Raw genomic sequence first — 24412 nt, forward strand, 5'->3', positions numbered from 1 at the left:
GCAGATGCTGGCAGGTAAAGCTCCTGAGGATGAGAGGAGGGTCGCCAGGCATTGCCATTGACCTTGATATCGATGACCCATCCTAGGCATGACTTAAGTTGGCTATTGGTACCAGGCTGATAGCTGTTTATTCGCTAAGGCAGATAAACATGCTGTCGTTGATGTTTATCAGTACATTGCAGCAAGAGGTCGCCACTTGGGCGCAAGAGCGGCGAGGAAGTGCAGAAGAGGCTGGCCAGCGATTCCGGTGCCGCTGGAAAGAAGGGAACAGAGGTAGGTCAGAGGAGCAAAAAAAGAGCCACACGTGTGTGGCTCTTTTAATCAGGCTAGCAAGCTGGCTCAGGGGCGACCGGCCGGGCTGGTTGCCACGTTGCTGGCAGCAGTGCTGCCGGCGTGACGACCGGAGGTGGTCACTTCACTGCGCTCGAGCGGTGCATGGACAACCGGTTCGCGGGCTGGCTGGGCAGGCACGGCGGCCGGGGTTGCCATGGGGGCGGAGGCCTTGCGAGCACGGGCCAATACGCCGCCCTTGTTGACCGGCTTGGCCACGGGAGCAGTCGCGACAGGCGTAACCTCTGCGACCACAGGGGTAGCAACTGGCTCGGCAGCGACATCAACCTCAACGGCCTCGGCCTTGACTTCGACCACGGCAACCTGGGGTTCAACCACTGGCGCGACCTCGGCACTGACAGCGGTCGCTGTCTCAACCGCGGCAGGGGCCTGTTCGGCTTCCACTACCTCGGTGTGGGCCTCAACGATTGTTTCCTCGGCAACGACCACGTCAGCAACGGGCGCCACAACCGGCTCGGCAGCGACAGGTGCGACCTCGGCCACGACTTCAGCAACCACAGGCTCGGCCACAGTAGCGACCTGCTCAACGGCAGGTACGGCTTCGGCTTCGGCGGCCTCTTCTGCCACGGCTTCGGCGACCACGTGCTCGGTCAGGGCGGAGGAGGCCTGCAGGGCGGCGGCCACGGCTTCGGCGCTCGGGATGGTGATGACCGGTACGGCCGGCTCTTCCACCTTCACGTGAGCGGCATCGGCCTGGGCGGCGGCAGTCAGCTGGACCTCTGCCTGGGGCTCATCATCGCGCTGGCCACGGGCCTCTTCGTTGATGCGCTTGCGACGCTGACCTTCGATACGCTGACCACGGGGGGTACGGCGAGAACGGCGCTGGCCATCGGCCTGCTCCTCTTGCTCACCGGCAACGGCCTGGGCTTCCACGACGTCAGAGATCTGCTCGTCAACGGGCAGGGCAGGGGTGTCGGCGGCAGCGACATCGACCCGGACCTGCTTGCGCAGTTGGCGACGCTCGCGGCGCTCGGCCACTTTCTGCTCTTTCTCCTGACGCGGCTCGGCTTGAGTCGCTGCGACATTCACCTCAACGGCCTCGACGGCTTCCACCACCTCGGCGCGCGGCTCACGGGGAGCACGGGGTTCGCGAGCAGGGCGCGGGGCGCGGGGTTCGCGTTCCTGACGAGGCTCACGAGCCTCGCGCGGTTCACGTTCCATGCGCTGTTCGCTGCGGGTTTCCCCACGGGCTTCACGATCCTGGCGCGGCTCACGCTCTTTGCGCGGACGACGATTGCGGTTCTCACCACTTTCGCGATTGGCGGCGCCTTCACGTTTCTCACCTGCTTCGGTGCGGTTGCCACGGTTGTCGTCGCGACGGCCACGCTGACCACGACTGCGGGTCTCGTCACGCTGGTGACGGTGACCCTCTTCCTTGCGTGCCTCTCGGGCTACCGGCTTCTCGGCGGGGGCCTTCACCTCGCTCGGGGCTGCGTCGGAGCCGAACCAACCAGAGATGGCCTTGAACAGCTTGCCAAACAGACCCGGCTCGGCGGCGGCAGTGGCCTGGGGAGCAGGGGCGGCAGTGACTGCTGCCGGGGCAGCGGGTTGCGGCGCCTGCACGAAACCTTGCAGCAAGGGTTGTTCGCGCTCGATCACCTGGGCCTGCTTAGGTTGATAGACCGGCTTGGCCACCTCGGTTTTCAGCTCGTAGCTGGCCGCTTCCGGAATTTCGTTCTGGCGGATGCGGGTCACTTCGTAGTGTGGAGTCTCCAGATGCTGGTTCGGAATGATGTACACGCGCACATCATTGCGTTGTTCCAGGCTGGCGATGGAGCTGCGCTTCTCGTTGAGCAGATAGGCGGCCACATCGACCGGCACCTGAGCATGAACCTGCTCGGTGTTGTCCTTCATGGCCTCTTCTTCGATGAGACGCAGGATGGACAGGGCCAGTGATTCGTTGTCACGGATCACCCCTTGGCCCTGGCAACGGGGGCAGATATGGCTGCTGGACTCGTTGAGGGAGGGGCGCAGGCGCTGGCGAGACATCTCCAGCAGACCGAAACGGGAGATACGGCCGAGCTGGATGCGAGCACGGTCCTGATGCACGGCTTCACGCAGACGGTTCTCCACTTCGCGCTGATGGCGAACCGGGGTCATGTCGATGAAGTCGATGACGATCAGGCCACCCAGGTCGCGCAGACGCAATTGACGGGCAATCTCGTCGGCTGCTTCCAGGTTGGTCTGCAGCGCTGTCTCTTCGATATCGCCGCCCTTGGTGGCGCGGGAGGAGTTGATATCGATGGAGGTGAGCGCTTCAGTCGGATCGATGACGATGCTGCCGCCGGAGGGCAGGCGCACTTCGCGCTGGAAGGCCGACTCGATCTGGCTCTCGATCTGGAAGTGGTTGAACAGGGCGACATCACCCTTGTACAGCTTCACGCGATTGAGGAAATCGGGACGAACCAGCTCGATGTGGGACTTGGCGCGCTCGAAGATGACAGGGTTGTCGATCAGGATCTCGCCGACGTCGCGACGCAGGTAGTCACGGATGGCTCGCACGATCACGTTGCTTTCCTGGTGGATCAGCACGGGCGCGGAGCGGTTCTGGGAGGCCTTGTGGATGGAATCCCAGTGGTTGAGCAGAACGTTCAGATCCCATTCCAGCTCTTCCGGGGACTTGCCCACACCGGCGGTACGCACGATGAGGCCCATGCCGTCCGGCACGGTCAGACCGCTCAAGGCTTCCTTCAACTCGGTCCGCTCGTCACCCTCGATGCGACGGGAGATGCCGCCGGCACGGGGGTTGTTCGGCATCAGCACCAGGTAGCTGCCGGCCAGGCTGATAAAGGTGGTGAGGGCTGCACCCTTGGTGCCACGCTCTTCCTTATCGATCTGGACGATCACTTCCTGGCCTTCGCGGACCACTTCTTTGATGTTGGGACGACCCTGATAGGAATAACCGGAGGGGAAATAATTGCGGGCGATTTCCTTTAACGGCAGGAAACCGTGGCGCTCGGCGCCGTAATCGACAAAAGCAGCTTCGAGACTGGGTTCTACGCGGGTGATTTTGCCCTTGTAGATGTTCGCTTTCTTCTGCTCGTGCCCCGGACTTTCAATATCCAAATCGTAGAGCTGTTGTCCGTCAACCAGCGCTACGCGCAACTCCTCTTCCTGAGTCGCGTTGATTAGCATTCTTTTCATTGAGTTCTCATTATTTTGTCATTTTGATTCCTCCACAGGTTCCTGCCGGCGCCGGCCTCGGGTCTTCAGCATGCTTGGGCAACCTCCCGGTTGGGGTATGCATGAGGCGCAAACTAAGGGCACTCTGGTTCTGCCTTCTCGAGAGGGCATGAATTAGGGATACCGATGTGGAGACAATTAAACCGGTTCTGTTTGCGTTCTCCATGCGTTGTACCTCGCACCCGGGAACCGTCATGTTCTTGTATACACGGTGTTTCGGGATTGGGTGGCATAATTTTTGGCCACTTAGTACAAGGCTTGAACACAATGACAAAACCTTGTTTATTATCCCATTTAAACCACTTTTATAGCAAGACGCCATTTTTTAACAAAGCATGGAGCCAAGGGCCCTTGGCAGTGTTAAAATCCGCGCCATGACACAGATACATCAACAAGTGCAGCTGCTCACCATCGAAGCTGAGCATGAAGGGCAGCGCATCGACAATTTTCTCAAGACTCAGCTAAAGGGCGTCCCCAAGAGCCTGATCTACCGCATCCTTCGCAAGGGCGAGGTGCGGGTCAACAAGAAGCGCATCAAACCCGAATACAAGCTCTGCGCCGGCGACGAGGTGCGGGTGCCCCCCGTGCGCGTGGCCGAGAAGAACGAGCTGCCCTCCGCCAACCTCGGCAGCATCCAGCGTCTGGAGAGCCAGATCCTGTTCGAAGACGACGCCATGATAGTGCTGAACAAGCCGTCCGGCATGGCGGTACACGGCGGCAGCGGCCTCTCCTTCGGCGTCATCGAGGGGCTGCGCGCCCTGCGCCCGGAGGCCCGCTTCCTCGAACTGGTGCACCGGCTCGATCGCGACACCTCCGGTGTGCTGCTGGTCGCCAAGAAGCGCAGCGCCCTGCGCAGCTTGCACGAACAGCTGCGGGTCAAGACCATGCGCAAGCAGTATCTGGCGCTGGTGCGTGGCCAGTGGCAGCCCCACGTCAAGGTGGTCAATGCGCCGCTGCGCAAGAACGATCTGCAATCCGGCGAGCGAGTCGTACGGGTCAGTGCCGACGGCAAGCCGTCCGAGACCCGTTTCCGCATTGCCCGCCAGTTTGCCGAGGCGACCCTGGTGGAGTGCAGCCCGATCACCGGCCGTACTCACCAGATCCGGGTTCATACCCAGCATGCCGGTCACCCCATCGCCTGCGATGACAAGTACGGCGAGGCGGCGTTTGACGAGAGCATGCGCAACCAGGGGCTGAAGCGTCTCTTCCTGCACGCCTGGAAGCTGAGCTTTACCCACCCGGTGGATGACAGGGAGATGCAGGTGGAGGCACCGCTGGCCCCCGAGCTCGAAACCTTCCTCGGTAAGCTGGCCCGCTGATGACGGATATCCGCCTCGCCATCTTCGACTGGGACGGTACCCTGATGGATTCGGTGGGGCGGATCGTCGCCTGCGTGCAGGGGGCCGCCCGGGATTGTGGGGAAGTGGTGCCGACGGCGCTGCAGACCCACCAGATCATCGGCCTCAGCCTGGCGGTGGGGATCCCCCGGTTGTTCGCCCTGGAGGAGGGGAGCGAGCGGGCCCAGGCCCTGATCGCCCGCTATCGCCATCACTATCTGCACGACGACACGCCGAGCCCGCTGTTTGCGGGGGCGAGTGAACTGCTTCACCACTGGCGAGGGCGGGGGATCCAGCTGGCTGTCGCCACCGGCAAGTCCAGGCGGGGTCTGGACAGGGTGCTGGACGAGACGGGATTGCGCCCGCTCTTTGCCACCACCCGTGGGGCGGACGAGGCGAACTCCAAGCCCGATCCCCTGATGCTGACCCAGATCCTGGATGAACTGGAACTGGCTCCCGAGCAGGCGGTGATGATAGGGGACTCCATTCACGACATGGGGATGGCAGAGGCCCTCGCCATGCCGCGCATCGGGGTGACCTGGGGCGTGCACGACAGGGCCAGGCTGGCGCAGCACGAGCCCGTCGCCATCGTCGATACCATGGCGGAGTTGCGGCAGCTGTTAGGCTGAATCAATGCCGGAGATCGTAAAACGGGAGCCATAATGGCTCCCGTTTTTTATATCGGTGCGCTTCGAGCCACGTCTGCCACCCAGGCTATGGCAGGGCCAGCCCGTGGCGATCCAGCAGCTCGATCAGGGCGATGAGGGGGAGGCCGATCAGCGCGTTGGGATCTCGCCCCTCCAACCCCTTGAACAGCACTATGCCCATGCCTTCGCATTTGAAGCTGCCGGCGCAATCCAGGGGCAACTCCGCCTCTACATAGCGGCGGATGGCGGCCTCGTCCAGGATCCTGAAATGCACGGTGAAAGGCTCCACCCATTGCTCAGCCCGGCCACTCGCCGCATCCAGTACGCACAGACCCGTATAGAAGGTGACGCTCCTGCCCTGGGCGGCCATCAGTTGCGCCACCGCGTTCTCCACCGTGCCCGGCTTGCCCAGGATCCGCCCGTCACAGACGCACACCTGATCAGAGCCGATGATGAGCCCATGATCATGCAGGTCTGCAATGGCGCTCGCCTTGGCGTGGGCCAGTCGAGCGACCAGCGTCTGGGCTGACTCCTGGGGTTGCGGAGTTTCATCGACCTCGGGCGCCGCGCACCGAAACGGCAGACCGAGTTTTTCCAGCAGGGCCTTGCGATAACGGGAGGTGGAGGCAAGGATCAGAGTGGCAGCCATAATGTGGTGATATCCAGTGATAAATCAATCGGTTGATTCTATAAGGCCAGTGGGCCCGGTGCAAACGGGGAGCTGGCATCGGCGCGGATGATTGCGCCGCCCTCATCACAGGGACATCAGGGTTAACGGCCATGCACGGGGTGGGCGTCACATCGGGCTGGCATACGGATAAGAGCGGGTTGGGAGAGATGGGATGATCAAATACGGTGCCCTGATGGCGGTCCTGATGACATTTGCAAGCTGGGGGCAGGGATGGCAGCCCGGGCAGGGGGAGGGGAATGTCAACCTCTGGACCCAGCCACGCCCGCCGGGGCCCTATCTGGCATTGCGCCTGGAGATGCGCGTGATGGCCGCGCCCGAGGCCCTGTTGACCGTGCTGCGTGATACCGCCAGGCACCGCGAATGGCTGCCCAAGAGCCGCGAGGTACGGGTGCTGGCAAGATCCGGCGCCGATGATGAACTGGTCTACACCCGGCTGGAATCCCCCTGGCCGGTGCAGGACAGGGAGCTTATCACCCGCTCCCATGTCTCGAGACGAGCGGATTGTGGCCTGGAGCTCAAGGTCTGGGCCGAGCCCGATGCCCTGCGCGAGCGCCCCGGTCTGGTGAGGATCCGGGCCAGCAGCGGCCGCTGGGAAGCGCTGCCCCAGCCGGATGGCTCCACCCTCATTCGGCTCGAGACCTATACCAACCCGGGCAACAACTTGCCTGGCTGGATAGTCAATCCCATCGCCATCAAGGCGGCCCTCGAGAGCTTCCAGGCCATTCGTCGCCTGATGGAGGCGGCCCCCCGGCGCCAGGCCTCCCTGCTGACGGGCAAGGAGAAGTGTATGGCCAGACCCTGATCAGGGGGAGGGATGAGGCAGCCTGCCTTTAGCCCTCGACTAGTCCTCAACCACCAATACCGGACATGTGGCCGGGCTCTCGGCCTGACTGAGCAGCACCGACGCGATGCGATAGAGGCCATCGAAATCCGCCGAGTGTCCCTCGGCATCGGGGTTCTCTTCGAAATGCCCGGTCAGGTCCACGCAGAGGGGGCGAGAGGAGGCAGGTTGTCGCCCATTGAGCATGCGCCACTGACCTTGCAAGGAGTGCAACACCTTCTCCGGGCCCATCAGCAGGAAGGCGTTGTCCGATCCGCAGGGAATGAAGACGGGGATCTCGTCATCCAGGTAGACATGGCCGCTGCTCTTCTCTTCGCAGAGACCCGTCACAGGTTGTAGGGCTGCGAGGAGAAAAATCAGCATAAACCACCAGGGAACTGTGCGTTTCATCGACAACCTCCAGACAAATCCCGATTCATCTCCCTGATTATCCTAAGACAGAAAATCGGGCCCCAGGGGGGAGTTTTCGAGCACAGCGTCAAATCTGGTCGATTCAGGCGGGGAGGAACAGTGCGGGGCAGGGGGATTCTTGTGGCATATCGGCCTCTGTGGTGCCCATGCCGTGCAGGATCCAGTGTGGGATCCGGCTGTTTATGGCATAATCAGCCACCGATGATCCCGAGGTCCTGCCATAAAGGGGCTTTTGCGGTTAAAATCATCGGCGGTAAGGACTTTTTCCTTTGACTATCCCTTGTTGGACCTATAATATTCGCGCCCTATGCAAAAGGTGAAGTTGCCCGTTAAGGTTGATCCAGTCCGTAATGCCTTGAAGCTACTCGACTATGTCGGGATAGTGGAAAAGTCGCAGATGCCCAGATTGGAAGAATCAACCGAAGGCTTGCGAAGTGATGTTGATGTCACCCTGCACTTTGGTAAAGACATCCAGAAGTTGACCGTTATGAAAGGCACTGCCCATGCCAAGGTCGACCTGGTTTGCCAGCGTTGCGGAGAGACGTTCGAACACCTTTGTGAAGCTGATTTTATCTACACTCCGCTGTTCGAGAGAACAAACGAGGAAGAACTGCCGGAAGCTTATGAGCCCATTGAGTTGGACGAAAACGGCGAGATAGATCTTCATCAAATCCTGGAGGATGAGCTCATCCTCTCGTTGCCTCAAGTGGCCATGCATCCTCTGGATGTCTGCCCGCGAGGAAACATGGAGATGACCTGGGGTGAAATCGAACCTGCTGATGAGCGGCCGAATCCCTTTGCAGTTCTTGAAGAGCTCAAACGTAAGTGAATTTTAGGAGTTAGCCTACCATGGCCGTACAACAGAACCGTAAAACCCGCGCCAAGCGTGGCATGCGTCGTTCCCACGATGCCCTGACCACCGCTGCACTGACTGTTGATCAGACCAGTGGCGAAATTCATCGTCGTCACCACGTGACTGCCGATGGTTTCTACCGCGGTAAAAAGGTAATCGCTTAAGGATTGCCTTTGTCTACGCAAACTGTCGCGCTAGACATAATGGGGGGAGATGTTGGCCCCTCGGAAACAGTGCCTGCCGCCGTGCAGGCACTGTCTCTTCTGCCTCAGCTCAATCTGATCCTGGTCGGTGACAAACACCAGACCACCCCTCTCTTGCAGCAACATGGCTTGCTGGATCACCCCCGCGTTCGTTTTGTGCATGCCTCCCAGGTGGTCGGCATGGGCGAGAAACCCATAGTCGCATTGCGCACCCTGAAAGACTCCTCCATGCGGGTCGTGCTGGATCTGGTCAAGGCCGGTGAGGCGGATGCCTGCGTCAGCGCCGGCAACACCGGCGCCCTGATGGCCATGGCCAAGTGTGTGCTCAAATCCCTGCCCGGTGTCGACCGACCCGCCCTCATCAAGGCGCTGCCCACCCTGGGGGGAAAACGCACCGTGATGCTGGACCTGGGGGCCAACGTGAGCTGCGATGCTGACACCCTGCTGCAGTTTGCGGTGATGGGATCCGTGGTCGCCGAGCGGGTGGAGGGGATCCCGTCCCCCCGGGTGGCGCTGCTCAACGTGGGAGAGGAGGAGATCAAGGGCAACGATCTGGTGCGTCACAGCGCCGAGCTGCTGCGCCAGTGTTCGGCCCTCAACTTCGTCGGTTTCATCGAGGGAGACAGGATCTTTAGCGGTGACAGCGATGTGATCGTCTGCGACGGATTTGTGGGCAATGTGGCGCTCAAGACCGCCGAAGGGGTGGTGCGTATGATGGCCGAACTGGCCGGATATCCCCGCAAAAAACGCAGTTTTCTTGGCCGACTCGCCGGATTTATGTTCAAACGGCGTTTTTCTTACCTGAACCCCGACCAGTATAATGGCGCGAGTCTGTTAGGATTGCGCGGCATTGTGGTAAAAAGCCATGGGCGGGCCGAACGGCGCGCTCTGTGTCATGCGATCCTGCTGGCCGCACAAGAGGCCAAGCATCAGCTTCCATTGCAAATTGCAGATCGCCTTGAATCTGTCTTTTCCGACAGGGATTTATAAAACTCTATGCATAGCAAAATTCTGGGTACAGGCAGTTACCTGCCGAGTTCGGTGCGTACCAATGCCGATCTTGAACAGATGGTGGAAACCAGTGACGAGTGGATCGTGGAACGTACCGGGATCCGTGAACGCCGCATCGCCGGGGCCGACGAGACCGTCGCCACCCTGTCTCATCAGGCTGCCTTGCGGGCACTGGACGCGGCCGGTCTGACCGCCGCCGATCTGGACATGATAGTGCTGGCCACCACCAGTGCCGAAAATGCCTTCCCGGCTGCCGCCTGCGAACTGCAGGGGCTGCTGGGGGTGCCGGGGATCCCGGCCTTCGACGTGGCCGCCGCCTGCGCCGGTTTCACCTATGCCCTCGCCGTGGCCGATCAGTTCGTCAAGTCCGGCGCCGCCCGCAACGTTCTGGTGGTCGGTGCGGACGTCTTGTCACGTATGTGCGATCCCAAAGATCGCGGCACCATCATCATCTTCGGTGACGGGGCAGGGGCCGTGGTGATCGGCGCGAGCGAGACCCCGGGTATCATCTCCACCCATCTGCACGCCGATGGCCGTTATGGGGATCTGCTGAAATTGCCGCAACCCCACCGCGGCATGCCGGGGGCCGAGCTCGAGGCCTACATGTATATGAAGGGCAACGATGTGTTCAAGGTCGCGGTGACGCGCCTGAGCGAGATCGTGACCGAGACCCTGGCCGCCAACGGCATCGAGCCGAGCGAGCTCGACTGGCTGGTGCCACACCAGGCCAACTTCCGCATCATCAGCGCCACCGCCAAGAAACTCGGCATGGGGCTGGACAAGGTCGTGCTGACCCTCGACAAGCACGGCAATACCTCCGCCGCCTCCGTGCCCATCGCCTTCGATGAAGGGGTTCGGGATGGCCGCATCAAGCCGGGCCAGCTAGTCTTGCTGGAAGCCTTCGGCGGTGGTTTCGCCTGGGGTTCGGCGTTGGTGCGCTTCTGATAGCAAGCCGCGCCCAGGGCGTCAGCCCGGGCGCTCGCTTTCCGATTTCGTCTTACCTTAAAGGAATCAATGATGACCCGATTTGCCATTGCCTTCCCGGGACAGGGCTCCCAGAGCGTCGGCATGCTGGCCGAGCTGGCCGAGCAACACGCCGTGATTAAAGAGACCTTCGCCGAGGCGAGCCAGGTGCTGGGTTACGATCTGCTGGCCCTGGTCATGAATGGTCCCGCCGAGGATCTGAACAAGACCTGGCGTACCCAGCCTGCGTTGCTGACCGCCTCCGTCGCCCTCTGGCGCCTGTGGCAGCAGCAGGGTGGGGCGACCCCCGCCGTCATGGCCGGTCACAGTCTGGGCGAGTATTCCGCCCTGGTGTGCAGCGGCGCCCTGGGCTTTGCCGATGCGGTCAAGCTGGTCGAGCTGCGTGGCCTGGCCATGCAGGAAGCCGTACCGGAAGGCACGGGTGCCATGGCCGCCATCATAGGTCTGGATAACAATTCCATCGCCGCCAATTGCGAGAAGGCCGCCCAGGGTCAGGTGGTCTCCCCGGTCAACTTCAACTCCCCGGGCCAGGTGGTTATCGCCGGTCACAAAGAGGCGGTCGAGCGCGCCAACGTGCTGATGAAGGAGTCCGGCGCCAAGCGTGCGCTGCCGCTGCCGGTCTCGGTGCCGTCTCACTGCGCCCTGATGAAGCCGGCCGCCGAAAAACTGGCCGCCGCGCTGGATGGGATCGAGATCAAGGTTCCTGTCATCGCAGTCATCAATAATGTGGACGTATCCTGTGAGCAGGATCCGGCCGCCATCAAGCAAGCCCTGGTGCGCCAGCTGTTCAGCCCGGTCCGTTGGACCGAGACCGTTGAGCGGATGGCAAACGACGGCGTCACTCTCGAAGTCGAGATGGGACCGGGCAAGGTACTGACTGGGCTCGCCAAGCGCATCGATCCGCGCGTGGAAGGCATTCACGCCAACGATGCCGCCTCTTTCGAGCAGGCGCTGGCCCAAGCCAAGTAAACAGGAGCAGAAGATGAGTTTTACCGATAAGGTGGTTCTGGTGACCGGTGCCAGTCGTGGCATCGGCCGTGCGATTGCCGAAACCTTCGCGGCCCGTGGCGCCAAGGTAGTGGGCACCGCCACCAGCGAGAGCGGCGCCGCCGCCATCAGCGCCTATCTGGGCGAGCAGGGTTGTGGCATGGCGCTGAACGTGACCAGCCAGGAATCTATCGAAACCGTCTTTGCCGATATCAAGGCGCGTTTCGGCGACATCGACATCCTCATCAACAACGCCGGGATCACCCGCGACAACCTGTTGATGCGCATGAAAGACGACGAGTGGAACGAGATCATCGACACCAATCTCACCTCCCTGTACCGCCTGAGCAAGCCGGTGCTGCGTGCCATGATGAAGAAGCGCCATGGCCGCATCATCAGCATCGGCTCCGTGGTCGGCACCATGGGCAACGCGGGTCAGGTGAACTACGCGGCCGCCAAGGCCGGTCTGGTGGGCTTCACCAAGTCCCTGGCCCGTGAAGTGGCGTCCCGTGGCATCACGGTCAACGCGGTGGCCCCCGGTTTCATCGAGACCGACATGACCAAGGCGCTCAACGACGAGCAACGCGCCGGCATCATGGATCAGGTGCCTGCCGCCCGTTTGGGCGATCCGAAAGAAATTGCCGCCGCTGTGGTATTCTTGGCGTCTGATGACGCTGCTTACATCACCGGCGAAACCCTGCATGTTAATGGCGGGATGTACATGGTGTAATCAATTTGTCGTGAGATCTGTTCAAATTTGCGATAGTACGCCGAAGTTTGGCACATTTCGTGGTTTGACCAGCGGCAAGCTACTTGCAAACTCCAGTCAATTGAATACACTACCCCAACCAGACGCAATAGCGTATTTTTAAAGGAAAATTCAGGTCATGAGCAACATCGAAGAACGCGTAAAGAAAATCATCATCGAACAACTGGGTGTTAAAGAGGAAGACGTTAAGAACGCTGCCTCCTTCGTCGACGACCTGGGCGCTGACTCTTTGGATACCGTTGAACTGGTAATGGCGCTGGAAGAAGAATTCGATACCGAAATTCCTGATGAAGAAGCCGAGAAGATCACCACTGTTCAAGCGGCTATCGACTACATCACCGCTAATCAGGAATAAGATCCTGTTCTGAAAGAAGCGGCCCAAGGGCCGCTTCTTTTATGTTTGTTCCCTCATAAAACACCTCTCGGAGACTACCTCAGTGTCAAAACGCAGAGTCGTGGTGACCGGCTTGGGGATGCTTTCCCCGGTGGGCAACACTGCCGAATCCAGCTGGCAAGCCCTGCTCAACGGGCAGAGCGGCATTTCCCTCATCGACCACTTTGATACCAGTGAGTTTGCGACCCGTTTCGCCGGCCTGGTCAAAGAGTTCGATCCCGAACAATACGGCATCAACCGCAAAGAAGCCCGCAAGATGGATCTCTTCATCCAGTACGGCGTGGCGGCGGGTGTGCAGGCGCTGGACGATTCCGGTCTGGTCATCAACGAAGAGAATGCCGAGCGGGTGGGCGTCGCCATCGGTTCCGGCATCGGCGGCCTGGGTCTCATCGAGCAGAACCACAGCAGCCTCGTCAACGGCGGCCCGCGCAAGCTGAGCCCCTTCTTCGTGCCGTCCACCATCATCAATATGGTGTCCGGTCATCTCTCCATCATGAAGGGGCTGCAAGGCCCGAACATCGCCGTGACCACCGCCTGTACCACGGGCACCCATGCCATCGGCATGGCCGGGCGCATGATCGCCTACGGGGATGCGGACGTCATGGTGGCCGGCGGTACCGAGAAGGCCTCCACTCCCATGGGGATGGGCGGCTTCGCGGCGGCCAAGGCGCTCTCCACCCGCAACGATGAGCCCCAGAAGGCGAGCCGCCCCTGGGACAAGGATCGCGACGGCTTCGTGCTGGGTGACGGCGCCGGTGTGCTGGTGCTGGAAGAGTACGAACACGCCAAGGCCCGTGGCGCCAAGATCTACGCCGAACTGGTCGGTTTTGGCATGAGCGGCGACGCCTACCACATGACTGCGCCTCCCTCGGACGGCGACGGTGGCGCGCGCGCCATGAAGAACGCCATCAAGGATGCGGGCATCGCCCCCGAGCAGATCGGTTACATCAATGCCCACGGCACCTCCACCCCCCTCGGGGATGTGGCCGAGCTGCGTGGCATGAAGAAGGTGTTTGGCGAGCACGCCAACGCCCTGATGATCAGCTCCACCAAGTCGATGACCGGTCACCTGCTGGGCGCCGCCGGCGCCATCGAGGCTATCATCACGGTATTGTCCCTGCGGGATCAGAAGGTGGCCCCCACCATCAACCTGGACAACCCGGACGAGGAGTGCGATCTGGATCTGGTGCCTCACGTGGCCAAGGCCGGTCAGTTTGAGTATGCCCTCTCCAATTCGTTTGGTTTCGGCGGCACCAATGGCTCCCTGATCTTCAAACGCGTATAATTCTCGCTGGGCAGATTGCTAAGCGAAGTGTCGGGCCCGATACGCCAGTATCGGGCCTTTTTTATCAAAGGGACCCGCATGCTGATCAATGGAGTGTCAACAGAAGCCCTGTCTGCCAGGGATAGGGGTCTGGCATATGCAGATGGCCACTTCACCACCATCTTGGTGCAGGGAGGGGAGGTCGTCTGGTGGCCGGATCACCTGGCTCGTCTGCAGCAGGCCAGTAGTCGGCTCGGCTTTGCCGCGATCCCCTGGGATCGGCTTGCCGCCGAGGTGGCGAGTCTGGCGACGGGTCAGACGCAGGCTGTCGTGAAAGTCGTGTTGACTCGTGGCAGCGGCGGCCGCGGCTATGACGGGGCCAACTGCGACTCACCCACCCGCATCGTCTCGCTGGCCGACTATCCGGCCCACTACCCGGGTTGGCAGCGGAGCGGCATAGAGGCGCTGATCTGCCAGCAGCGCCTCGGGGATGCTCCCATGCTGGCGGGGCTCAAGACTCTCGGTCGCCTCGAGCAAGTTTTGCTCAAGAGCGAACTTGCCGCGCGCGGCGGGGTCGAAGGTATAGTATTGAACAGCCGCGGATTTCTGGTAGAAGGTGTCAGCGCGAATCTGTTTTGGCGTCGTGGCAAGACGGTGTTTACCCCGGATCTCTCCCATGGGGGCGTGGACGGCATCATGCGGCGACGAGTGATGGGGATGCTTAAACAGATGGGCATTGAACTGCGTGTCGTGGAGGCTCCGCTGGAGTCACTGTGGCAGGCCGAAGAAGTATGGTTGACCAATACCCTGATGGGCATAGTGCCGCTCAATCGCATCGGCGATCAAGACTATCCCAACCCGGTATTGATCCGCCGTTTACAGGAGCGTTTGGTCATTGAAGTTTAATCGGCTTTACACCCTGCTCGCGGGGGCGGCCCTCACGGTCGCCGTCGCCGGGGGTTATGTGTATTACAAATGGCAAGAGGTGGAGACCCTCACCAACAAGGGGCCGACCCGCCTCTTCACCGTCGAGAAGGGCGCCCATGCGGCGCGTCTCATCACCGAGCTCGGGGAGGGGGAACCCGCTCCCTGGGCGGTGCGTCTGTGGCTGCGCGGCCATCCCGAACTGGTGGCCATCAAGTCCGGCACCTATGAGATCAAGGAGGGGGCTCCCCTCAAGGAGACCCTCTCCCTGTTCGCCTCCGGCAAGGAGTTTCACTTCAGCCTCACCTTCGTGGAAGGGTCCCGCTTCGAGGATTGGCAAAAGCAGCTCGCCAGCGCCCCCTATCTGGAGCGGCTGACGGTGGAGCAGGACGAGACGGAGATCGCCCAGGAGCTGGGCATCGAGAATGGCAAGCTGGAAGGCTGGTTCCTGCCAGAGACTTATGCTTATACCACTCACGCCAGCGATATCTCCATCTTGCGCCGCGCCTATCAGGACATGCAGGCCTTCCTGCAGCAGAGCTGGGACAAGCGTCAGGCCAATCTGCCTTACAAGAGCCCCTATGAGGCGCTGATCATGGCCTCCATCATCGAGAAAGAGACCGGCCAGCCGGACGAGCGGGCGCAGATCGCCTCCGTCTTCGTCAACCGCCTGCGCCTCGGCATGAAGCTGCAGACCGATCCCACCGTCATCTACGGGGTCAAGGACAGGTACGATGGCAACATCCGCCGCAGCGATCTGACCGATATCAACCCCTACAACACCTATGTGATCGACGGCCTGCCGCCGACCCCCATCGCCATGCCGGGCAAGGCCTCTATCGAGGCGGCCCTCAATCCCCTGTCGACCGATTATCTCTACTTCGTCGCCAAGGGGGGCGGGGCCCATCAATTCTCCAAGACCCTCGATGAACACAATCGGGCGGTGCGCGAATACATATTGAAGAAACCCTAATGTCAAAATTTATCGTGATTGAAGGACTCGAAGGGGCAGGGAAGAGCTCCGCCGTACGTTATGTCACCGACTACCTGCAGGCTCGCGGGGTTGGGCGGATCGAGTGCACCCGTGAACCGGGCGGCACACCGCTCGCCGAGCGGATGCGCGCCATCGTCAAGGAGGTGCACGACGAGCGCCTCACCATCGAAGCAGAACTGCTGCTGATGTACGCCTCCCGGGTGCAACTGGTAGAGACCCGGATCAAGCCCGCCCTGGCGGACGGCGTCTGGGTGGTGGGAGACAGGCACGATCTCTCCTCCCAGGCCTATCAGGGGGGCGGCCGTGGCATCGATGCCAAACTCATCGGCGCCATCAAGCAGGCGGTGCTCGGCGACTTCAAACCGGACTTGACCCTCTATCTGGACATCGATCCCGCTCTCGGTCTGCAGCGGGCTCGTCATCGCGGCGAGCTGGATCGCATCGAGCTGGAAAAGATCGGCTTCTTCGAGCGCACTCGTCTTCGTTACCTGGCGCTGGCGGCGCAGGATGATTCCATCAAGGTGATCGACGCCGGCCAGACGCCGGCCGAGGTCAAGGCCGCCATTGAATCGGCCCTCGGCCACTACCTGGCGAGCGAGCCCTCATGTATCCCTGGCTGATCCCGGATTGGCAGGCCTTGAGTCAAAGTGCCCAGCGTGGTCGCCTCGGCCACGCCTGGCTGCTGCTCGGCGATCCCGGTCTTGGCAAGGAGCAGCTGGCCGAGCGCTTGGCCAGGCTACACCTTTGCCAGCAACCCGAGGCGGGTGAGCCTTGTGGTTGTTGCCACTCCTGCCAGTTGCTGGAGAAGGGTCATCACCCGGATCTGGGCACCATCAGCAGTGACAGCAAGACCATAGGCGTCGAGGCCATTCGCGAGATCTGCTCCCGGTTGCAGAGCACCTCCCAACTCGGCCGAGGCAAGGTGGTGATCATCACGGATGCGGAGCGCATGACGGAGTCTGCCGCCAACGCCCTGCTGAAAACCCTGGAAGAACCGGCCGGCGACAGCCTGCTGCTGCTCATCGCCTCCAAAGTCTCCCGCCTGCTGCCGACCATCTTGAGTCGCTGTCACAAACACGTCTGCCAGTTGCCGGCGGAAGGGGAGACGCTAAACTGGCTCGCAGCGCAGGGGCATCAGGCGACCCAGGCTCAGGTGCGGATCTGCCAGGGGGCGCCGCTGCGGGTGTTGAACTATATCGAAACCCAGCAAGATGAGGCTCGCCGGACCCTGCTGGAGAGTTTCGTCTCCCTGTCGCAGACCCCGACCCGCACAGCCAGCGTCTGTGCCCAGCTGGCTGAAGAGAGTCAGGTACGCCTGCACTGGTTGCAGCTGTTTCTGTGCGATGCGCTCAAGACCCAGGCCGGTTGTGGCCATCACCAGCTGGCCATGCCGGATCTCGCGGCCCTCAGCCAGCAGTTGGCCGAGCGCCACTCCAGTGAAAAATTACTGGAGGCGGAGCAACAACTCGTCGGGCTCAAGGCTGCCTGTCAGCCGGGCCAGCTCTCCAACCCCACTATCCATCTGATGAACTGGCTCAATCGCTGGTTATGATCGGCGTTCAAGCACACAAGGTTAGCTATGTTACTCGTTGATTCCCATTGTCACCTCGATCGCCTGAGCTATGGCAGCAAGCAGACCGACATGGCCGATGTGCTGGCCAAGGCCGCGGCCCTGGAGGTGGGATATTTCCTCTGCGTGAGTGTGACCCAGGCCCAGTTCCCGACCATGCTGGCGGCGATCGCCCCTTATCCCCAGGTGTTTGCCTCCTGCGGGGTTCACCCTCTCAACCAGGAGCCCGGGGTCGATGCGGCACTGCTGCTGATTCAGGCCGCAGACTCGCGTGTTGTCGCCATCGGCGAGACGGGGCTGGATTATTTCTATTCGCCGGAGAACAAGGAGGTCCAACAGGCCTCCTTCCGTGAACATATCCGGGTGGCGCGGGCCTTGAACAAGCCGCTTATCATTCATACCCGGGATGCCCAGGAAGATACATTGCGGATCATGCGCGAAGAGGGGGCCGAGCAGGTGGGCGGCGTGTTGCACTGCTTCACCGAATCCCTGGAGATGGCCGAAGCCGCCATGGAAATGGGTTTCTATATTTCCATCTCCGGTATAGTCACCTTCAAGAATGCCGCCGCCTTGCAGGCCGTGGTCAAGGCCTTGCCCCTCGAGCGGCTGCTGGTCGAAACCGACTCGCCCTATCTGGCCCCCATTCCCCATCGGGGGAGGGAGAACGAACCCGCCTTCGTGCGCGACGTCGCCCAGTTTATCGCGGACCTTCGCGAGATCCCGCTGGCGGAGTTGGCCGAGGCCACCAGCCACAACTTCTTCGAGTTGTTCAGGCTGGCAAAAAAATGATCGACAAGGCCCCGTTGATGGGGCCTTTTTATTTTCAATCGCGAGCACAATCCACCTGATAAAAATGAACACCGAACCATGTTATCTCTCACATGTCGGGGGGAATAGAAGCGCCTCGGTTTCTGGAGACAGGTGAAATGGTATTCGGGGGTGGAGGAGATCACCGATGCTGAAGGGGTTAAAATAGACTCCCTATAAGTATCGATAATATTCATTATCGATACTTGATGGATCTGCAAGATCCTGTAAGATCCTCTCGAACTCCAATTTGAATCATAGGCTTACGTGACTTACCCCAGCATCTCAAACCCGGCTAATCAGTCATTGCAGGCGGTATTCGATCCCCAGCTAAACAGCCGGGCGAGACGATTCCTGCGCAGCGCCAAGGCAGACTCGACCCTCAATGCCTACGAGGCGGATACCCGCATCTTCGTCTACTGGTGTCAGCTGCAGCAGCTGGATCCGCTGCAAACCACCCATCACGACATCATGAACTTCCTGGCGGATCAGGCCGACGGCATTCTCGCCGACTGGGTCTGGCTCGATAAGCGGGAAGGGAAGGGGGAGCTTCGCAACGGTGAACCACGCAAACCCGCGACCCTGGTGCGGCGTCTCGCCGGCATTCGCTACGCCTTCAAGCAAAAAGGCATCCATTCCATGCCGACCGAGCATGCGGAGATCAAGGAGATGATGCGCGGCATAGTGCGCCTCGGTGATAACCGCAAGCGCAAGACAGGGGCCCTGACCCTGCAGCCGCTGACCCAGGTGCTGGACGAGATAGATACCAGTAACCTCGCAGGTTTGCGGGATCATACGTTGCTGCTGCTGATGTTCAGTGGCGCTCTGCGCCGCTCGGAAGCGGCCCGCATTGAGGTGAGCGATCTCGACTTCGTGGGGCAGGGGATAAGGCTTCGCCTCAAGCCGAGCAAGCATCAGTTGCATGAAACCGAGATCGCCCTCATCCCGGGCAAACACTATTGTCCCGTCAGGGCATTGCAGAACTGGCTCAAGAAAAGCCGGATTAACGAGGGGCCACTGTTTCGCCGCATGAATCGCTGGGGCCAGTTGATGCCTGAATCACTCGGCCCGCAGGGCATCAACCTGATGATCAAGCGGCGCACCGGTCAGGTCATCGACAGCCTCTATGTCAGTGGCCACAGCCTGCGCCGAGGCTTTATCACCTCGGCGGTCACCGCCGGCAAACCCATGAACAAGATCATCGAGGTGACCCGCCACAAGGACATGCGAACCTTGCAGGAATACTTCGACGATGCCCACAAGTTCTCCGATCACGCACTCGATGGTCTGCTTTAATAAAACCGCGTCACTCATTTATTTATGTTAAATTACATCTTGTTGATCCAATGGTATATTTAGCCGTCTTCCTTGACTGCCACCCATCCCCCTCAAGAGAAGGGGAAAAGAGGGCAGGGGAAGCGTCTCTCGCATCTCTGTCCCACATCAGTGAGAGATAACATTACCAAAAACAGAATTTTTCAAGGTCATATGAGCCATAAAATTACGCCAGAAAAAATGCCTTCAGAGCCTCAGGATAACGCAGAGCGCCAGCGCCAACATGTGAAGCGCAAGCAGGAGAGTCACAGCCGGTTGCAGTGCTGGATAAGCAATCGCCACGCCGAGCGGTTGCATGAACTCGGCCTGCATCTGGAAGACAGTCAGGCATCCCTCATCGAACAGGCGATCGACCTGCTCTATCAACACGAGCTGGTGCCGCAGTATGTTGAAGAGAGCCTAGGCGATACTGCTCACTGTGAAGAGCCATCCCAAGCCGATACCATCGACCAAACTGATTGAGCAGATCGCGAGGATAAAAAAAGCCAGGTACGAATTCCTTGTACCTGGCATAGGGGAATTGGCTCCTTGCAGAGCCGTGCGCTAACTGGTGTACAGATAGCCTTAAGCGTAGACAAGGCCGGGGGCATTTCAAGATCTGAGTAAAAGTTCAACCAGAGTGGAGGTTTTTAAGACTCGTTCAGGTTTAGAGTCTCCCCTCTACTCTACGTCTGCCCCGTTGAGGGGCTCCTCTCTTGCGTCGTCGCCTCAAACGTTGAACAGGTTGTTGTCACGCACCAGCTCACGGGGGAGGGCATTTTTGACCCGACTGCCGACCCATTTTCCCATGCCGAGCGGCTGCCCCTGATAGCGGACGATCACCTCGCCGGAGCCTGCTTCCTGCTCCGGCCAGACATCCCGTCCCATCATGTACTCCCGCGCGTTGGCGGCATCCAGTTCGACTACACCCCGGGTCGCCGCGCCGCCATAGGCCAGCGCCCACTCGTGGGTCAGTCGATACCCCTTCTTGAAGGTCTCCGCCAGCTTGATGCCGATGCGATCGAAGCGCAGCTTGCCCTGCACCCGTTCGAACAGCTCGGGGAAGAGCCAGATCTCGTCGTTGCGGCCATAGAGTACGCCGTGGGGCGCTACCCCGAAGTTCCCTTCGATCTCCCGCACCATGGGTTCGCTCTCTTTGGCCGGCAGCGGCAGATAGGGGAACTTGCCGAGCTTGCCCGGTTTGAACATGGTGTTGGCCACGGAGTGATGCTTGCGCAGGCGAGCGACGAAGAAGCCTTCGCTGTCGAAGATCTGGGGCCAGACATGCAGATAGCCCTCTTGCGTGCAGGCCTTGTCTGCGCCGGGGAAGAGATCCCCCAGGGGGTCAAAGCTCAGGGCATCGCCGAACTTGTCCAGCAGGGACTGGCAGATGGCCTGATTCTCCTGCGAGCTCAGGGTGCAGGTGGAATAGACCAGTACCCCACCGGGTTTGAGGGCATGGAAGGCGCTCTCCAGCAAGCCGGCCTGCACGGCCGCGATCTCATCGATGCTCTCCAGGCTCCAGTTGCGCAGGGCATCTTCGTCCTTGCGTACCGTGCCCTCCCCCGAGCAGGGGGCGTCGAGCAGGATGGCGTCGAAGGTCTCCGGCAACCACTGGCCGAACACCTTGGCATCGAAGTGGGTCATGCCGACGTTCGTCACACCGCAGCGCTGGATATTGGCGCTCAGCACCTTGAGCCGGCTGCTGGAATATTCGTTCGCGACCAGCATGCCCTGGTTATTCATCAGTGCTGCGATCTGGGTGGTCTTGGAGCCCGGTGCCGCCGCCGCATCCAGCAGCATGCCGTCCCGTTTGACCTGGTCGCTGGCAAAGAGCGCCGTCACCGGCAGCATGGAGCTCGCCTCCTGGATGTAGAAGAGGCCGCTCAGATGCTCGGCGGTATTGCCAAGGGGCACGCTCTCATCCTCCCGGCTGAGCCAGAAGCCGGTATCGCACCAGGGCACGGGATCCAGCTGCCAACCCAGCCCCTGCATCTTGGTGGCAAAGTCCTGAACGCCGATCTTCAGGGTATTGACCCGGATGCTGCGACGCAGCGGGCGCCGGCAGCTCGCCACGAACTCGTCCATGGAGAGGTGGGCCGGCATGATGGTGGCGATGTGGCGCAGGAAGTGATCGGGGAGGTAGGTGTTGTCGTGCACGGTGCAATCTCGCAGACCCAAAATAAGGGGCGATATCTTATCACAGGGTGTGCTCCTTCTTCAGGCCACTTTCACGGTGAGGCTTGCATGCGGCCAATAAAAAACCGGCCAAGGGCCGGTTTTTTGCACGCTGGGAGGTTCAAGGCTGGATGCGGGGGCTCCACTCCAGCCACTCCTTCTCCGCCTTGCCATAAAGGGGATAGCTGTGACCCCCCTTGACGGTGGGGCCCATCTCCCGCTCCGGGGTGTTGAAGGCGATGCCACCCGCCAGCAGGCTCTGCACCGTCTCCACCTCTATGGTGCCGCCGGTGAGGCCGATGTCGGCCTTGACGCCGGAGACATTCCAGAAGCGGCTGTTGGCCCGCACCAGATGGGCATACTCCTTGTCGACGCTCACGTCGATCAGCACCTCGCTGCCATCCCGGGCCAGGGCGACCTTAGTCACGCTGCCCACCACCAACTTGCGAAACAGCAGGGGGCTGCCGACGCTGATCCCGCTGACGGAGGGGCTCTTGAGGGTCAGGGCCAGCCCGGTGGGGCCGCTTTGGCTCAGGGGGAAACGCTCCTTGCCGGCGCCCTGACCCGGGCTCGCCTCGACGAAGGATCCCTTGATCAGGGTATCGAGGTGGGAGACGCCACCCAGCCCCAGCTTGGCTTGCACCAGGGTGAAGCGGGCGCCGGATTGCAGGAAGCGATCGGCGTATTGATTGTCGAGCTCGGCCTTGAAGCTCACCTGACCGAGGGAGGGATCCAGCAGGACCTGCTCAATCTTGCCGATGTCAACACCCCGATAGCGGATGGGGCTGCCAACTCCGAGGCCCGGGTTGGTGTCTGCCACCAGGGTCAGGGTGCGCACCTGGGTTTGAGCCTGCTCCTTGCTGTCAAACAGCTGATGGCTGCTGCGACCGGTGCCGAGGCGGTCGAACTCGATGGCCCCCCGCAGCAGGGTGGCGAGGTTGCCCATCTTGACCTGCACGCCGTCGAGCCGGATCTTGCCGTCGATGGCCGCCTTCTTCCAGAACTGGGGCTGTTGCTTGAGCAGGGGGGCGTAAGTGGCATCGATCTCGAGGGCGATCTCGACTCCCTTGGCGTCCGCCTTCAGTGCCTGGACCCGCCCGGCCTCCAGCCCCAGGTAGAGCACGGGGGAACCGATGCCGACCCCGTCGGCCTGTTCGGCACGGAGCAGCCAGCGCTGTGGCTTGGCGTGACGCGTACCGAGCAGGGCCAGCTCCTCGCTGGGATAGAGTCTGTCTATCCGCTCGCCCGCCGGCGCCTGAACGAGTTTGACGCCGCCCCCGAGCCAGGCGCTGGCCGGGCTGGTATCGACCTTGATCCCCGCGAGGCTCGCATCGATCTGCAGGGGAGAGGCCCGGTAGAAGCGGGCCCGGTTCAACAGGTGGCGATAGGCTTCCTCCACCCGAAGCGCTACCCTGGCGTTGCCGCTCGCATCCAGACTGAGGGGGCCCACCTGACCTATCTGCAACCCCTTGAACCAGAGCGGGGCCCCCTCGCTCAAGCCGGCGAGATCGTCGGCCTGCAGGGTCAGGGGGATGCCGCCCACTTGTCCCTGGCTCTCCAGGGTCATGGCCTTGACCCGATCCCCGGCCACGTAATCGAGGCGAATGGCGGGACCGGCCAGCAGGCGATCCGCATGCTTGAGGCCGGAGGGGGAGAGGGAGATCGCCTCCCACACCAGACGGCTCTTGCCGGTCACCCGAAACGCCTGCTCCGGGTTGATCAGCGCCGTCACCACCCGGCCATGCTCGGTCAGGCGAATGGGATCGATGCGGCCGATCTCGATGCCCTCGAACAGGATGGGCATCCCTTCCTTGATGGGCAGGCTGCCTGCCTGGATCTCGATGCGCTCCCCTCGGGCCGCCTCGGCCAGGCCCTTGTAGAGCACAAAGGTTTGGCCCTTCTGCGCCACCTGGGACTCCTTGGGGGAGTCAAACGCTATGCCGCCGCTCAGTATGGAGGTGAGGCTGCCGGCTTCCACCTTGACTCCCTCCAGGCTGAAGGAGCCCTTGATGCCGCTGATATTCCAGAAACGGGTGTCGGTCTTGATGAGGTGTTCGAAGCGAGGCTCGATCACCAGATCCAGGATCACGTTCTGGTTCTCCTCGCCGAGACGGGTATTGATGACGCTGCCCACCTCGATGCCGCGGAAATAGATCTTGGCACCGATGCCGACCGACCCGAGTGAATCGGCGGTCAGGTGCAGGGTGCGCCCCTGGGCCTGATAGCCGGGGGGAGGACCGTCCAGAGCATCGAACTCATCCTCCAGCGGGTTGTTCTCCCGCCCGGGCTGCAGGTTGATGTAGTTGCCGGAGACCAGGGTATCGAGGCCGGAGATCTCGGTGAGGGACGCCTTGGGGCTCACCAGCCAGAAATCGGAGCCCTTGCGAATGAGGGGGCGGGCACGGCTGTCCACCTTGGCCAGCACAGCTATCTTGCGACCGTCGGCCGCCAGCTCCAGATCCTGCACGACGCCGATGGCCACCCCTTGATAGCGCAGCTGGGTCTTGCCCGGCAAGATGCCGTTGCCCTGGGCGAAGTTGATGCGAATGAGCTGACCGCTGTTGGTCCACTGCTGGTAGAGAAAGCCCCCCGCCAGCAGCAGTGCGATCACGGGCAATAACCAGACTGGGGACAACCAGCGGTGTTTCTCAATGACGGGTTCAGCCCCGACCATACCGACTCCTTACATGGGCCGTGGT

Annotated in this window: 23 protein-coding genes; 18 read left to right on the forward strand and 5 right to left on the reverse strand. The window is 61.3% G+C overall.

Features of this window, described 5'->3' with window-relative positions; genetic code table 11:
- Positions 1-339: 339 nt before the first annotated feature.
- Complete coding sequence (gene rne / locus ACT5M9_RS00800; protein WP_457978655.1) at positions 340-3495, reverse strand: ribonuclease E; 3156 nt, start codon at positions 3493-3495, stop codon at positions 340-342.
- Between the two features lie 413 nt (positions 3496-3908).
- On the opposite strand from rne, the gene rluC reads away from it, so the two are divergent.
- Together rluC and ACT5M9_RS00810 are read left to right on the forward strand one after the other, a co-directional pair.
- Positions 3909-4853, forward strand: coding sequence for a 23S rRNA pseudouridine(955/2504/2580) synthase RluC (gene rluC / locus ACT5M9_RS00805; protein WP_457978653.1), 945 nt, complete (start codon positions 3909-3911; stop codon positions 4851-4853).
- A complete protein-coding gene (locus ACT5M9_RS00810) occupies positions 4853-5500 on the forward strand; it encodes an HAD family hydrolase (RefSeq protein ID WP_457978651.1) in 648 nt (215 codons plus the stop codon). Before rluC ends, ACT5M9_RS00810 begins: the two co-directional genes overlap by 1 nt.
- Positions 5501-5585: 85 nt before the next feature.
- On the opposite strand, the gene ACT5M9_RS00815 is transcribed toward ACT5M9_RS00810, so the two are convergent.
- On the reverse strand, positions 5586-6167 hold the full coding sequence (locus tag ACT5M9_RS00815; RefSeq protein WP_457978649.1) for a Maf family protein: 582 nt from the start codon (positions 6165-6167) through the stop codon (positions 5586-5588).
- Between the two features lie 193 nt (positions 6168-6360).
- Here ACT5M9_RS00815 and ACT5M9_RS00820 point away from each other — a divergent pair, with 193 nt between their 5' ends.
- A complete protein-coding gene (locus ACT5M9_RS00820) occupies positions 6361-7011 on the forward strand; it encodes an START domain-containing protein (RefSeq protein ID WP_457978648.1) in 651 nt (216 codons plus the stop codon).
- Between the two features lie 39 nt (positions 7012-7050).
- On the opposite strand, the gene ACT5M9_RS00825 is transcribed toward ACT5M9_RS00820, so the two are convergent.
- A complete protein-coding gene (locus ACT5M9_RS00825; protein ID WP_520395654.1) occupies positions 7051-7413 on the reverse strand; it encodes a hypothetical protein in 363 nt (120 codons plus the stop codon).
- Between the two features lie 355 nt (positions 7414-7768).
- Here ACT5M9_RS00825 and yceD point away from each other — a divergent pair, with 355 nt between their 5' ends.
- From yceD to ACT5M9_RS00900, 15 genes are all read left to right on the forward strand, one after another.
- Positions 7769-8290, forward strand: a complete 522-nt coding sequence (gene yceD / locus ACT5M9_RS00830; RefSeq protein ID WP_438550922.1) for a 23S rRNA accumulation protein YceD — start codon at positions 7769-7771, stop codon at positions 8288-8290.
- 20 nt (positions 8291-8310) lie between these two features.
- Positions 8311-8478 carry a 50S ribosomal protein L32 gene (rpmF, locus tag ACT5M9_RS00835; RefSeq protein WP_005300935.1) on the forward strand — a complete coding sequence of 56 codons (168 nt, stop codon included), beginning with the start codon at positions 8311-8313 and terminating at the stop codon, positions 8476-8478.
- Positions 8479-8487: 9 nt separating this feature from the next.
- Entirely contained in the window at positions 8488-9507 is a 1020-nt protein-coding gene (gene plsX, locus ACT5M9_RS00840) for a phosphate acyltransferase PlsX (protein WP_457978644.1), read from the forward strand.
- 6 nt (positions 9508-9513) lie between these two features.
- Positions 9514-10473 carry a beta-ketoacyl-ACP synthase III gene (gene fabH, locus ACT5M9_RS00845; protein ID WP_438550920.1) on the forward strand — a complete coding sequence of 320 codons (960 nt, stop codon included), beginning with the start codon at positions 9514-9516 and terminating at the stop codon, positions 10471-10473.
- A gap of 72 nt (positions 10474-10545) precedes the next feature.
- Complete coding sequence (fabD, locus tag ACT5M9_RS00850) at positions 10546-11481, forward strand: ACP S-malonyltransferase (RefSeq protein WP_457978642.1); 936 nt, start codon at positions 10546-10548, stop codon at positions 11479-11481.
- A gap of 13 nt (positions 11482-11494) precedes the next feature.
- The gene (gene fabG, locus ACT5M9_RS00855) at positions 11495-12229 is read left to right on the forward strand and encodes a 3-oxoacyl-ACP reductase FabG (protein WP_457978640.1); all 735 of its coding nucleotides are present in this window, start codon (positions 11495-11497) and stop codon (positions 12227-12229) included.
- A gap of 157 nt (positions 12230-12386) precedes the next feature.
- Positions 12387-12623, forward strand: a complete 237-nt coding sequence (gene acpP, locus ACT5M9_RS00860; RefSeq protein ID WP_005300909.1) for an acyl carrier protein — start codon at positions 12387-12389, stop codon at positions 12621-12623.
- An 82-nt stretch (positions 12624-12705) separates the two neighbouring features.
- The gene (gene fabF / locus ACT5M9_RS00865; protein ID WP_457978638.1) at positions 12706-13947 is read left to right on the forward strand and encodes a beta-ketoacyl-ACP synthase II; all 1242 of its coding nucleotides are present in this window, start codon (positions 12706-12708) and stop codon (positions 13945-13947) included.
- 78 nt (positions 13948-14025) lie between these two features.
- Positions 14026-14832, forward strand: coding sequence for an aminodeoxychorismate lyase (gene pabC / locus ACT5M9_RS00870; RefSeq protein WP_457978636.1), 807 nt, complete (start codon positions 14026-14028; stop codon positions 14830-14832).
- Entirely contained in the window at positions 14822-15823 is a 1002-nt protein-coding gene (mltG, locus tag ACT5M9_RS00875; protein WP_438550915.1) for an endolytic transglycosylase MltG, read from the forward strand. Before pabC ends, mltG begins: the two co-directional genes overlap by 11 nt.
- The gene (tmk, locus tag ACT5M9_RS00880) at positions 15823-16464 is read left to right on the forward strand and encodes a dTMP kinase (protein WP_457978634.1); all 642 of its coding nucleotides are present in this window, start codon (positions 15823-15825) and stop codon (positions 16462-16464) included. The genes mltG and tmk overlap by 1 nt, the downstream gene beginning before the upstream one ends.
- The gene (gene holB, locus ACT5M9_RS00885; protein ID WP_457978632.1) at positions 16449-17396 is read left to right on the forward strand and encodes a DNA polymerase III subunit delta'; all 948 of its coding nucleotides are present in this window, start codon (positions 16449-16451) and stop codon (positions 17394-17396) included. Before tmk ends, holB begins: the two co-directional genes overlap by 16 nt.
- A 27-nt stretch (positions 17397-17423) precedes the next feature.
- On the forward strand, positions 17424-18203 hold the full coding sequence (locus ACT5M9_RS00890; protein WP_457978630.1) for a TatD family hydrolase: 780 nt from the start codon (positions 17424-17426) through the stop codon (positions 18201-18203).
- Positions 18204-18488: 285 nt separating this feature from the next.
- The gene (locus tag ACT5M9_RS00895; RefSeq protein WP_457978628.1) at positions 18489-19517 is read left to right on the forward strand and encodes a tyrosine-type recombinase/integrase; all 1029 of its coding nucleotides are present in this window, start codon (positions 18489-18491) and stop codon (positions 19515-19517) included.
- 192 nt (positions 19518-19709) lie between these two features.
- On the forward strand, positions 19710-20018 hold the full coding sequence (locus ACT5M9_RS00900; protein WP_457978626.1) for a RepB family protein: 309 nt from the start codon (positions 19710-19712) through the stop codon (positions 20016-20018).
- A 246-nt stretch (positions 20019-20264) separates the two neighbouring features.
- On the opposite strand, the gene rsmF is transcribed toward ACT5M9_RS00900, so the two are convergent.
- Positions 20265-21695 carry a 16S rRNA (cytosine(1407)-C(5))-methyltransferase RsmF gene (gene rsmF / locus ACT5M9_RS00905; RefSeq protein WP_457978624.1) on the reverse strand — a complete coding sequence of 477 codons (1431 nt, stop codon included), beginning with the start codon at positions 21693-21695 and terminating at the stop codon, positions 20265-20267.
- 139 nt (positions 21696-21834) lie between these two features.
- Complete coding sequence (locus tag ACT5M9_RS00910; protein WP_457978622.1) at positions 21835-24387, reverse strand: MlaD family protein; 2553 nt, start codon at positions 24385-24387, stop codon at positions 21835-21837.
- Positions 24388-24412 lie beyond the last annotated feature (25 nt).

It is taken from the genome of Aeromonas sp. AE23HZ002T15, from assembly GCF_054165525.2.

Coding starts and splice junctions, on each gene's coding strand:
- tmk (WP_457978634.1), top strand. CDS start 15,823: ATGTCAAAATTTATCGTGATTGAAGGACTCGAAGGGGCAGGGAAGAGC.
- ACT5M9_RS00900 (WP_457978626.1), top strand. CDS start 19,710: ATGAGCCATAAAATTACGCCAGAAAAAATGCCTTCAGAGCCTCAGGAT.
- pabC (WP_457978636.1), top strand. CDS start 14,026: ATGCTGATCAATGGAGTGTCAACAGAAGCCCTGTCTGCCAGGGATAGG.
- ACT5M9_RS00815 (WP_457978649.1), bottom strand. CDS start 6,167: ATGGCTGCCACTCTGATCCTTGCCTCCACCTCCCGTTATCGCAAGGCC.
- fabH (WP_438550920.1), top strand. CDS start 9,514: ATGCATAGCAAAATTCTGGGTACAGGCAGTTACCTGCCGAGTTCGGTG.
- ACT5M9_RS00910 (WP_457978622.1), bottom strand. CDS start 24,387: ATGGTCGGGGCTGAACCCGTCATTGAGAAACACCGCTGGTTGTCCCCA.
- rluC (WP_457978653.1), top strand. CDS start 3,909: ATGACACAGATACATCAACAAGTGCAGCTGCTCACCATCGAAGCTGAG.
- holB (WP_457978632.1), top strand. CDS start 16,449: ATGTATCCCTGGCTGATCCCGGATTGGCAGGCCTTGAGTCAAAGTGCC.
- acpP (WP_005300909.1), top strand. CDS start 12,387: ATGAGCAACATCGAAGAACGCGTAAAGAAAATCATCATCGAACAACTG.
- ACT5M9_RS00890 (WP_457978630.1), top strand. CDS start 17,424: ATGTTACTCGTTGATTCCCATTGTCACCTCGATCGCCTGAGCTATGGC.
- ACT5M9_RS00810 (WP_457978651.1), top strand. CDS start 4,853: ATGACGGATATCCGCCTCGCCATCTTCGACTGGGACGGTACCCTGATG.
- yceD (WP_438550922.1), top strand. CDS start 7,769: ATGCAAAAGGTGAAGTTGCCCGTTAAGGTTGATCCAGTCCGTAATGCC.
- rne (WP_457978655.1), bottom strand. CDS start 3,495: ATGAAAAGAATGCTAATCAACGCGACTCAGGAAGAGGAGTTGCGCGTA.
- fabG (WP_457978640.1), top strand. CDS start 11,495: ATGAGTTTTACCGATAAGGTGGTTCTGGTGACCGGTGCCAGTCGTGGC.
- ACT5M9_RS00825 (WP_520395654.1), bottom strand. CDS start 7,413: ATGCTGATTTTTCTCCTCGCAGCCCTACAACCTGTGACGGGTCTCTGC.
- rpmF (WP_005300935.1), top strand. CDS start 8,311: ATGGCCGTACAACAGAACCGTAAAACCCGCGCCAAGCGTGGCATGCGT.
- ACT5M9_RS00820 (WP_457978648.1), top strand. CDS start 6,361: ATGATCAAATACGGTGCCCTGATGGCGGTCCTGATGACATTTGCAAGC.
- fabD (WP_457978642.1), top strand. CDS start 10,546: ATGACCCGATTTGCCATTGCCTTCCCGGGACAGGGCTCCCAGAGCGTC.